This window comes from Paenibacillus sp. 01T422, assembly GCF_056398785.1.
Window position 1 is genome coordinate 1 of the sequence record NZ_JBFTQB010001035.1, and the last position, 2048, is coordinate 2048.

4 protein-coding genes are annotated in these 2048 nt (G+C 44.6%); all 4 read left to right on the forward strand.

The window, feature by feature from the left end; all coding sequences use genetic code 11:
- On the forward strand, positions 1 to 131 hold a 131-nt coding region (locus AC1DUA_RS35140), incomplete at its 5' end, for a zinc finger domain-containing protein (protein ID WP_477504148.1).
- A gap of 105 nt (positions 132 to 236) precedes the next feature.
- Positions 237 to 956, forward strand: coding sequence for an MntP/YtaF family protein (locus AC1DUA_RS35145; protein ID WP_477504145.1), 720 nt, complete (start codon positions 237 to 239; stop codon positions 954 to 956).
- Between the two features lie 33 nt (positions 957 to 989).
- Positions 990 to 1586, forward strand: coding sequence for a dephospho-CoA kinase (coaE, locus tag AC1DUA_RS35150; protein WP_477504146.1), 597 nt, complete (start codon positions 990 to 992; stop codon positions 1584 to 1586).
- Positions 1583 to 2048, forward strand: a 466-nt coding sequence (locus AC1DUA_RS35155) for a lytic transglycosylase domain-containing protein (RefSeq protein WP_477504147.1), incomplete at its 3' end; no start/stop codon positions are given. The genes coaE and AC1DUA_RS35155, both read left to right, overlap by 4 nt.

The following is a 2048-nucleotide window of genomic DNA, read 5'->3' on the forward strand; positions in this document are numbered from 1 at the left end:
GACAGTCACAGAGCTGCAAGACATGCGGAAGCGAAATCTACAAAACGGTGGTTGGTGGTCGCGGGACACACATTTGCCCAACCTGTCAACCTTTAAAGCGAAAGAGAATTATAAAGAAGTCTGAGAAATAGGCACGTGAAGCGCGCCCTTCCCATATGATATGGAGTACTTAGCCCAGATGATGTGCTGTTACCCGGCTTATTGTCGTCAGTGGTAAAACTCTTAGGAGGGTTATTATGCTTCCGGTGATTTCTTTGCTCATTCTGGCTTTCGCAGTTTCACTAGACGGTTTCGGCGTTGGTGTCATGTATGGATTGCGTAAAATTCGAATCCCATTTCTCTCTATTGGTATTATATCCCTTTGGTCTGGTATCATTATTTATAGTGCGATGCAAATTGGCGTCCTTATGTCTTCTTTCATGTCTCCAGAGTTTGCCAAGCGTATCGGTGCACTCATCCTGATCGGGATTGGCATCTGGGCACTTTCCCAACTAAGACAACAGAAGTCGCATGATCCCCAAGAGGCAGCCAAATCGTCTGAAGACCAGATATCTCTCAGTAGTATTCCCCCTTCCGGCAATGAGCCCGCCACGCTCGATACGCTGCAAAGGACGAAGGAAATCCTGAATATTGAGCTCAAGCGATTTGGTTTGGTTATCCAAATATTGCGAACACCGTCTATCGCCGATGTGGATAAATCAGGTAATATTTCAGCTTCTGAGGCTACTTTGCTAGGGCTAGCCCTGTCGTTGGACGCATTTGGAGCGGGTATTGGCGCTGCATTAATTGGTTTTGTTCCTTTGTTAACGGCAACCGTAATTTCTATTTCGAGCGGTTCATTTATTGCACTAGGACTTCGTATTGGTTTTCGTTACGCAGAAATGACCTGGATGAAGAAGTTATCTATTCTTCCAGGATGTGTACTTATTCTTATGGGTTTATTGAAGATGTTATAGTGGAACAGGAATACACTTAGGAGAGATTGGCCTATGAATATCGGGTTAACAGGAGGAATCGCTTGCGGCAAAAGCACGGTTAGTGCCATGCTGGTTAGCCGCGGCGCTCTATTAGTAGATGCGGATCAAATTGCGCGCGATGTTGTCCAGCCCGGCAGCCCTGTTCTCGAACAGGTTGCTGCGCATTTTGGACAAGCAGTCATTCAGGAAGACGGCTCATTGCACCGTAAGAAACTAGGAGAGATCGTATTTGGGAATACAGAAGCACGTAAACAACTAGAACACATTCTACACCCGCCTATTCGCAAGATGATTAGAGAGCAGATGGAAGCGTATGAGAAGCAATTTCCTGACAAACTAGTTGTCGTCGATATTCCTTTATTGTTTGAGTCTGATCTAGGTTTTATGTTTGAGGAGGTTCTGGTTGTCTATGTGCCACCTCAAACCCAGGTGGAACGTTTAATGCGGAGAGATAACTTAACGGAAAGCGCGGCCAACAACCGGATTAACGCACAAATGTCGATAGAAGAAAAACGCAAACTAGCGGATATCGTGATCGACAACAGCGGAACTTGGGAAGATACTTTATCTTCGGTTGAACGGTTCTGGCTAGGGAAGGGGCTTTCATGAAGTTTTTACGCAAAAAACGAGTTTTTGCCCTATTACTCGTTTGTTTCGTTCTAGTTCTCTTTATGAACAGCACTTTTATAGGAAGAAAGTTGTATCCGATCTATTTTGAGCAGGAAATTAGGCAAAGTGCGGCGAAGCACAATATAGACCCTTTTCTCATTGCGGCCATCATCAGGGTGGAAACGAACTATAAGCATCATTTGGAATCAAGGAAAGGTGCTTTGGGACTCATGCAGTTGATGCCCGACACGGCAGAATGGATTGTGGAGTCCAATAATCTAGGACCTCATACCCAGGATGATTTATTAAAAGTGGATGTGAACATTAATCTCGGTTCTTGGTATTTGAGCTGGCTTAACAAGCATTACAATGGAAATTTAATTTATGCGATTGCAGCTTATAATGCAGGACAAGGGAATGTGAATAAATGGAAGCAAACGAACGTCTGGGATGGCTCTCAGG

Coding starts and splice junctions, on each gene's coding strand:
- AC1DUA_RS35145 (WP_477504145.1), top strand. CDS start 237: ATGCTTCCGGTGATTTCTTTGCTCATTCTGGCTTTCGCAGTTTCACTA.
- coaE (WP_477504146.1), top strand. CDS start 990: ATGAATATCGGGTTAACAGGAGGAATCGCTTGCGGCAAAAGCACGGTT.